The organism is Vibrio sp. 10N.247.311.12 (genome assembly GCF_041467515.1).
In the GTDB taxonomy this organism is placed as follows: Bacteria; Pseudomonadota; Gammaproteobacteria; order Enterobacterales; family Vibrionaceae; genus Vibrio; species Vibrio crassostreae_C.
Map to the genome: position 1 here is coordinate 1 of NZ_JBFSUV010000079.1, position 8,897 is coordinate 8,897.

The window sequence follows — 8,897 nt, forward strand, 5'->3', positions numbered from 1 at the left end:
TTTATCGCCCAAACTGGTTAAATTTTAACAGTGACATCTACCCTGCCAGATAGGGCTCCTCCCTACATCGAAACCAAGAAAACTAACCTGTTTACATAGGGTTAGGATTAATCACGTTCTAAAAACCAACCTTAAACACCTAGCCATGAGTGGTTGAGAATACTTCATGTGTAAATACAAGCTCGTACGAGCGACCTAAGCTTATCGTTCCCAGTATCATTGCATGTAACCGCTATTTACTAAGATAGGCACGTGAGGCGAATGGGAAGCTGTATTGAAGATTGAGCAAAGGATAGGGAGGCAAATTTAGAACTGAGCACCAAGGCCAACCACTAGCCCTCTACTTGATCTATTTAACGGCCTAATATTTCCTCTACCTAAACAGCAGGCACAAAAAAGCCTCCAAACCCTGAGGCTGGAGGCTATTGCGATAACTTAAATATTAAGTGTTATTCGGTTAGATTACTTTTTGTATTGATCATGCGATACGTCTAGTTGGTAGAAAGTCGCTTGTGAGTAATCGTCTAGGTCGCCGCTGATGTTTTGGTTGTAAACACCGGCTTTGAAGTACATGTACTTGCCGCCTACGTCGTAGCCGCTGTTGCTCATATCAACCACTTGTACAACGTCGTCTTTGCCTTCACGCATTAACGTTACAGTCATCGTGTTGCCTTTAACGTCAATACGGTAGCTGAACACTTCGCCAAGTGCGATACCATCGTCACCCACTTCAGCCGTCATGTCGCCCACTAGAGGGTAGAAGTCCTCTTTAGTTGCGTCTTGGCTTTCGTGTGCGAAGTAAACCGCACCCGTTGCTTGGTTTGGCAGTTTACGGTAGTACAAACGAATTGGTTCATCGTTTTGATCGTGAATCTGACCAATGATAAAGCGGCCTACTTCGTTCGCATTACCTGTTGTTGTTGCGTGATCGATTTTCAACGTTGCTTCTAAAACGCCATCAATACCAGCAGCAGCTTCTAAGTCAGACTCAGGTGCGCTTGAGAATACCCAGTTGTTCTTGTTAACACCTTTAGTGCTAATAGACTGGTCACCACGGCGCATCATTTCGCGAAGCTCTGTACGCGCATACTTAGTATTTTTAGAGGTACGAACACCTTTCACGTAAGACTTGAAGACTAGACCACCATCGTCAGCTGTGTAGAAGATCTCTGGGTGTTGGTAACCGTTTGCAAGGTTCCACTCAGAAACATCATCAGGCTTACCGTTTTTGTCATGGTCGAATGGTTGAGATAGGTACCAATGCGTCATGTCAAAGTTTTCGCTTGGCGCGTTACCTGCAACTGGTGTCGCTGGCAGGCCTGTCGGAACTGGCAGTGCACTGCGTGTGTCACATTCAACTGAGGTCTCACAAGGGTAAACCGCTGCTACACCAAAGTTACCTGAACGAAGATCTTTGCGCGCATCTTTACGTGCTTTTTCCACTGCTTTCATTTCAGCGATAATAACTGCTTCTGCTGCTACCACGTCTGAAGTGATGATATGGCTAGCAGGACATGCGTTAATGTTACAGTTAACCGCAGCTAACCCTGTCACACTGTTCCAACCATTTTTGGTGTTACCGTGACCAACGTATCTTACGTAGCGCGCTTGCACTGCTGGCTCGAATTGGAAACGCTCTAGGCCGATCGCTTTACCTGAGCTCAGTTGGTTTGCAAGTACGGTTGTCCAGGTTTCACCATCGACACTTACTTGAATATCAAATTTAGACTGGCGCTCGTTACCTTTGCTGAAAGATGCTTGAACCGCATCAAATTCTTGAACTGAACCATAATCTAGCATTGCCCACTCACCGTCACCCGCAGATGACCAACGTGTTGTTAGGTCTTGGTCAATGAGACGATCAGGTCCGTTACCATCATGGCTACTAGCGGCAACAGCAACTGGCGTCAGAAGCGCTTCACCAGTTTCTTTGTTATTTGGGAAATCAACAGTCGGTGTGCTCGTGCTCGCACAACCAACTGCAAGTAAAATAGAAGAAGCGAGTAAGGTTTTTAGAGTAATTTGTTTCATATCTAATCCATTATTATAATACAAAGACAGCGTTCGTAAGTGAAAGATAAATTGGCAAACACGAGCTATAAGGCGTTTTCTCTCTCAGTATTTGCGATAACACAAAAATATTACGTAATCTTATAATACAAATAAAACACTTCGTTGAATAAATGAGACTGGGAACACTTTTCGCTTTTTCCATACTTTAACTGGATCACACTTCCTATTGATAAAAGACAACATATGAAAATTTAGAATGCGAAATGGGCTATCAAGGGCGAAAAATCCGAGCGGTAATGGTGAGAATGTGCATCACTCGAGCAGAGCATTTATCGTTCAGAACATCTCATTTAACAGTGTCGCAGCAGTTAAAAAAAGACCACATTGTTAGGAATCAATATGGTCTTTAAAGCAGTCATTGTTGTTACTCAAACGTTAGCTAATTCAAATAGTGTTCAGCTCTAAGAGAACTAAAACTCACATCAAACACTTCACCCGCATAGTCGCTATCAGGCTTAAATTGTGGGTAGATGCCCGCTTTGAAATAGAAAGCGATGTCTGTCGATGTCCAATCTGATGTTAACGAAACCGTGTCCCCATCTTTATCTGTGTAATCTTGTCCCCAAGGGATTAAATGAGAAACGGTGTTGGTTCCATCTAAATCATGAGTCGCCAAGTAGATACCGTCTTGATTGGCACGAATCGTATATCGCCACTCTTCACTTGCCGAATAAGTCCCTAACTCGACACTGAACGGGTCACAATGATTACAGTCTTGGTTGTTGCGCTCAAAATCAGAGTTCAGTATCACTCTTACTGGCTTACTCTCGCCTTCCCATAACAGTTTCACCAATGCTTGATTGATCTTCCAACCATGGATTTGTCCAAGTACCACTTTTGGATCTTGATTGTTGATGTTCGGGTAATCTTCAATTCGCAAGCTTGCGGTTAACTCGTGACTGGTAGCGTTCGTTCTAGTGTCGTCCAAATACCAACTGGTATCTTCATCGCTGGTGCTACAATCCGGTTGAACACTGCTTTGATACAACTCCCTGAGCTCAGAGCGAATATAGCTAGAGTTTTGGGTAGAGGTGCCGTATCCCATATCCGCTCTAAAGTGCATTCTTCCTTCATCAGTATTGAAGTAAGAAAGATCAATATCACTGTCGTACACATCGCTGTCATTTGAAAGAAGATCTTTACTCGATTCACAACGTTCTGGTTCTAACTCAGCAGCACTGTCACCACCGCTTCCATACCAATCATTCTTACTCGGTGGAATAGTCAGCTTCCAATCATTAATGTCCCAATCGTTTGATCCATCGATTTGAGTCGTGGTGTATCTCAACGCCTGATAGTAAGCAATCGCTTTACCATTCTCAAATTGGTTATAGATACCCGCTTTGAAGTAGCTCAATAAATGCTGCCAGTAAGCGATGTCTTGATTCACTTTTACTTCATCATTCACTTTGAGCGACAGTGTGTTCTCATAAACAGAAAGATCAAATTTGGTAAAACTGTCCAATTCCGCCTCACCTAAATCGTAGCGCTTGTATGACGTGGCATAACAATCCGAAGAGTCAGCAGCGCTGCTACAATCAATGGCATTGTTTTTTATGACTGCCCAGTAGTGACCTGTGAGGCCATCTCGTTCTTGCTCCCAAACCACACGCAATAGCGGATGAGGGATATAACCCGTACCACTCTCATCAGTCCCCTTATTGTGTATCTGCAGCAACGTCACTTCATCATGATCAGCGGGAGAACTCGCCATGGCATGCTCAATATCAGGCAAACTTATTTCCGCATACAGACTGCGCCTTACGCCCGCTTCGTTGATATCGAAGTTTTCTCCCTCACGAACTTCAGAGCGCATCTTGTAGTTCGTCATTTTGAAGATAAGATTTTCCGTCTCTTCATCAGCATAAAAATAATCACTGACATAACCATCGAAGTTACCATCTTTGACTTCAGAGGTTTTATTGCCCTCCTCTCCATTAGGATCAGAGACCTGAAGATCTGAGCTGGAAAGGATGTTTTGATACTTGGTAATATCATAGGGAGCAACAACACCAGCGGGCATTCCTGGGTTATTGGTATCGGAAGGATCACTGCTGTCACTGGAGCTGCTTCCACCGCAGCCATACGTAAGCGAAGCGAGTACTACGACGAAGATTGGCTTATTCACATTTATCTCACTTATCCATAAGAATAGAGTGACAATGTATATTTGTACTATTTTATGTCAATTATATATTTATCAGAATGTGAGATGCGGCAAATGAAGTGGGATGAATGAGTATTGCGTAGAGTTAGACTCAAGAAAAACGCAGAAAGGCCACTCTAAACTCGCAAGCTATTGAGTGGCTCTCAGATCAACAACTAAACTTAGTATGTTGATTTTTAAATATAAATATTAGAAAAGTTAAACCTTAAAGCTGCTCATCAAGTCACTAACGCTGCCGTTAAGTGTTTTGATTTCTGCTGATTCAATCAACTGATCTTGGCTTAGCTTATTAAGCTCCTCAACAAAGCTTTCAATCTTATGCATGTTCTTAGCAATGCTCTGAATAAGGGCGTTCTGCTCAACAGACGAACCCGAAATATCGTTATTAAAACGACTTACCGTTTCCATCTGTTCCGTTAGCTTGGCCAACATATTTACCGCTTGAACCACTTGGGCACGCGTCATTTCACAGTTACTTTTGGTCAACTCAATCGATTTAACCAAACCATCTGATTTAGACTGCAAGCCAGACAGCGCTTCATCAATTTCAGAAGTACTGATTTGAGTTCGGTTGGCTAACGCACGGACTTCATCAGCAACCACCGCGAAACCTCGGCCATGCTCACCCGCTCTCGCCGCTTCAATTGACGCATTCAATGCCAGCAAATTAGTTTGTTCCGCAATTCCTCCAATCACAGACACGATAGACTGGATGCTCTGCGTTTCATTCGCCATTGAGCGAATATCATCAGAGGTGGTGCAGACTTGCTTCTCAAGATCACTGATATAGGTTTCCGTCACGGTGTTAATTTGTTTCGTCTCATCACTGAACACAGCGGCCTCTCTTGCTGCTTCTGCCGCCGACTGAGAACTCTTCTCGACTTCGTTTGATGCTTCAGATAAGCCGTTAATTGCAGAGACCACTTGAACCGTTTCATCAGTGTGAACTTTCAGTACATCGCTGGTTTCTTTACAACCTTCACGAATACTCAGTACCTTAGTATCGAGATCCGAGTTCTTAAATTTGACGTCCTTAACCATCTCTTGCAGACCAATGATGAACAAGTTGATGTCTTTGGCGATATGCCCTAAGTCATCATTCCCCTTCTCAACAAGCCTTTGAGTCAGGTCTCCGTTACCTTGAGATAGATCGTGGACGATTTTTCTCAGTGACACGATTGGGCGGTAGAAGCGATTCAGCAGTAAAATCATCAATATCACCGAGCCAAGCACACATGCCACGATAAGGATACGCGCACTCGACATCACGCCATTCAACTGATTGAGCGCGAGTTCAGGATCGATACTAGATATCATGTACCATTCTTTCTGGCTGCCAATATCCACTTTCTTGGCCATCAAAATTCTCTGGTTGCCATCAATCACACCCTCAATGAATTGGTCAGGCTGTTCAATGGCACTATTGAGTCTCATCTGAGTATCTGCAGAAGATATATTGCTTTGCGGAAGTACGTTTTCGACTGTTGAAGCGACCACCATCCCTTTCTCGTCGATAATAATGCCTTTGGCTTCGTAGATACTGTCCAGCTGTTTAAGCTGAGTTTCCAAATCATCAAATCGAATGTCTGCCATGATGACGCGATCTTGATAGGTGTAAGTCACACCAATCATAGGTACTTGAGTACTCTTGGTGAAAAACAGATCACTAAAAGATAAACCTGATTTCAATTTCGCTTGTTGATACCAAGGACGAGTCGTTGGGTTGTATTTTTCTTTGATTCCAACACCGTTTGGGAAAGACTCTGAAGGACGAGAAGTATAAGAACGACCATCATCAAAACCCACTACAATCTTGTCAATACCACCGAGCTTAGCGGCAAAATGCATCAGCGCTTCGTTTGGTACTTGGTATGGGGATTTCATGAACTCTTGTGCAACGGAATTGACCGTATCGATGGTGCGCTGGACGGTGCTTTCAATCTGATTAATTTCTATCGTTAACGAGTGATCAATCTCGTTATAAATCGTTTGGTTTACTTGATCAGTCGCCAAGTTAAGCGTGAACCAGTTCGTAAATGCCAAGGCACTGGAACTGACGATCGCCACCATTAAAATCAATTTTCCTTTAAACCCTAGAGACAATTTTGAATTCATAAAACTCATAATCCATATCAACCTATGTCTATTATTTTTATCCGAATGAAATGGTCATTTTTTAGATATTCGAAGATACGGGAAGCAAAACTTGTTCATGCCGTTCCATCGTCACAACCATCAATTTAATTAATATTGTATGCTTAATTGACCGATCATTCTGTGAGCAATCTTGATATATTAAAACTGGCTAAAATAGCCCTGTGACATAGTTATCATTTATGCGTTTTGACTTTCATCTCATTGAATAAAATCACTATAAATTTGTAAAACGTCCAATTTCATAGTGAAAAGTCATATTTCTGTCGATAATTATCATCACCAGATTTTACTGCCCCACGCTACCTAATAGTATGCAAAAATGAGTCTTAACTCACACTTCTACCAACTAACCATTCACTAAAGGCATTCAATATTAAAATTTATTTGTAATACAATAAGCCTTAAGTTATGGTGTATTTGAATCATAACTTAAGTTCTTTCTGGATGCTTTTGTTCAATTCAAAGTGATAATTGAAGCAGCCGCTTTAAGGTCATTGAACGCGTTTAACGTAGAAACTGTCGGGGGATCTCGTTATTCGTTTTTTCACTTGCTATTGATCATTTGTTTTTCCAGACGGCTCGTCCGAACATGCCCATACAGTCACCAGCTGTGTGGGTTTTTTTTACTTTCTTTTCAGACCCGATATACGAGCGGTGTTAAGCCATCGCCAACAATCAGTTAAGTGCACTGGTTTAAGCTTGCGAGGAAAAGTGAGTGAGTTGGTGCTAGAAGGCTTTGAATTTACAAATAGATATAGATATAGATATAGATATAGAAACAAAAATAGGAATTGAGGCAGTAACAAAGTTGAACAGAGTTTTGAGTAGGTGTAGCTGAGGAAGTAGAAGTAGAAGTAGAAGTAGAAGTAGAAGTAGAAGTAGAAGAGTTTAACGAGGGAACAAAGGGTTGGGTATAGCAGATAAAAACGAACCTCGCTGAGGTATCGCCGCCTAAAAAGACAGGCAATACCCTAGCGAGGTCGTACGTCGATTACTTCTCTAGTTTAGCGAAGTAGTCGAAGATTACTGGTACGTCGTTGTTACCCATTCCTGCGTCAACAGCAGCTTGTAGGCTAGTTGCAGTACCTTGAGCAATTAGAGACTCAGTACCTAGCTCTTCACAAAGAGCAAGGAAGTAACCAAGATCTTTGTTAGCGTTAGCAACAGAGAAACCTAGCTTCTCTTCGCCGTCTACTGCGTAGAACTTACAGAATTGCATGAATGGTGAGTTAGATGGACCTGCAGACATGATGTCAAACAGTTGTTGGCCATCAACACCAGCGCGTTGAGCAACAGCGAAAGCTTGAGACATAGTCGCAACAGTCGTCATACCCATGAAGTTGTTTACAAGCTTAGTAACGTGACCAGAACCTAGAGCACCTAGGTGGAATACGTTTTCGCCTTGCTCTTCAAGAACAGGTTTAACTTTGTTGAAAGTTTCCATGTCGCCAGCAGCCATGATGTTCAGAAGACCATCTTTAGCGTGTGCAGGAGTACGGCCTAGAGGTGCGTCGATCATGCCCGCGCCTTTTTCAGCTAGAGCTGCGCCGATTTTCTTAGTAGAAGCAGGGATAGAAGTACCGAAGTCTACTAATACTGCGCCTTCTTTGATGCCAGCTAGAACGCCGTCTTCGCCGTAAACGATTTTTTCAACAACAGCAGAAGTTGTAAGACAAAACTGAACGATATCACTTGCAGCCGCTAGTTCTTTAGCAGAAGTGAATGCAGTCGCATTGCCGCGATCTGTAACGCGAGCAACAGCTTCAGCGCTTAGATCCATTACGTTTACGTGGTAGCCGCGCTTTTGCAGGTTTTCAACCATGTTGCCGCCCATAAGACCTAGGCCAATGAAACCGATTACAGGTTTAGTCATGTTCAAACTCCAAATATAGTATTGTATGATTATATGCTCATTATAATAACTACGTCTTTCTCGTTACGCAATAGTTTTAGGGCATTGATTTAATGGTTAGACGTAAGTTGTGACGGGGGTTCACTTTACGAGAAAATATGGGTCACGCTTTGTACTTACAGGAACTATTTGCCAGTTTAAAAACCGTCTATTGATGAAATAACATGCGTTAAATGTCATACGATTAGTAAGCACAAGCTACGCCATTACCTATGTATAGTTCACGACTCCCCTACTCAGCCAGTGATTAGACCGTTCACTCAGAAGTAAGTCATATCAGTTTTTACGAAAAAGGGGTTGGCGCCCTATTCTTTTAACAGAGCGATAAATGCGGGTCTCGCATACGACTCCTGCACCTTTCATTAAGCATCGTGGCTAAGTACACGCCTGACGTTTGTATGTATCAGCTTCCAGGTTCAGCCATCGAGCTATTGGCTTTGCATCGAGAAGCGATTGATCTCTTGGCCATTTAGTTTTCTTTCAAACTGATGGGGTTGCCAACTAATACAACTTAACTGACTTATCCAACTTACTAACTAGGGCGTGTTGATCTTTGCTGTACATTTCGCGTTCAACAATACATCGGTA

The 8,897-nt window shown here is 42.7% G+C and carries 4 protein-coding genes; all 4 read right to left on the reverse strand.

Annotation, left to right across the window (positions count from 1 at the left end):
* Positions 1 to 462 precede the first annotated feature (462 nt).
* Positions 463 to 2,031 carry a polysaccharide lyase family 7 protein gene (locus tag AB6E30_RS22105; RefSeq protein ID WP_372105271.1) on the reverse strand — a complete coding sequence of 523 codons (1,569 nt, stop codon included), beginning with the start codon at positions 2,029 to 2,031 and terminating at the stop codon, positions 463 to 465.
* A 421-nt stretch (positions 2,032 to 2,452) separates the two neighbouring features.
* Positions 2,453 to 4,201, reverse strand: coding sequence for a polysaccharide lyase family 7 protein (locus AB6E30_RS22110; RefSeq protein ID WP_372105273.1), 1,749 nt, complete (start codon positions 4,199 to 4,201; stop codon positions 2,453 to 2,455).
* 237 nt (positions 4,202 to 4,438) lie between these two features.
* Positions 4,439 to 6,310 carry a methyl-accepting chemotaxis protein gene (locus tag AB6E30_RS22115; RefSeq protein ID WP_102320524.1) on the reverse strand — a complete coding sequence of 624 codons (1,872 nt, stop codon included), beginning with the start codon at positions 6,308 to 6,310 and terminating at the stop codon, positions 4,439 to 4,441.
* A gap of 1,078 nt (positions 6,311 to 7,388) precedes the next feature.
* A complete protein-coding gene (locus tag AB6E30_RS22120; RefSeq protein ID WP_004733521.1) occupies positions 7,389 to 8,270 on the reverse strand; it encodes an NAD(P)-dependent oxidoreductase in 882 nt (293 codons plus the stop codon).
* Between the last annotated feature and the right edge of the window lie 627 nt (positions 8,271 to 8,897).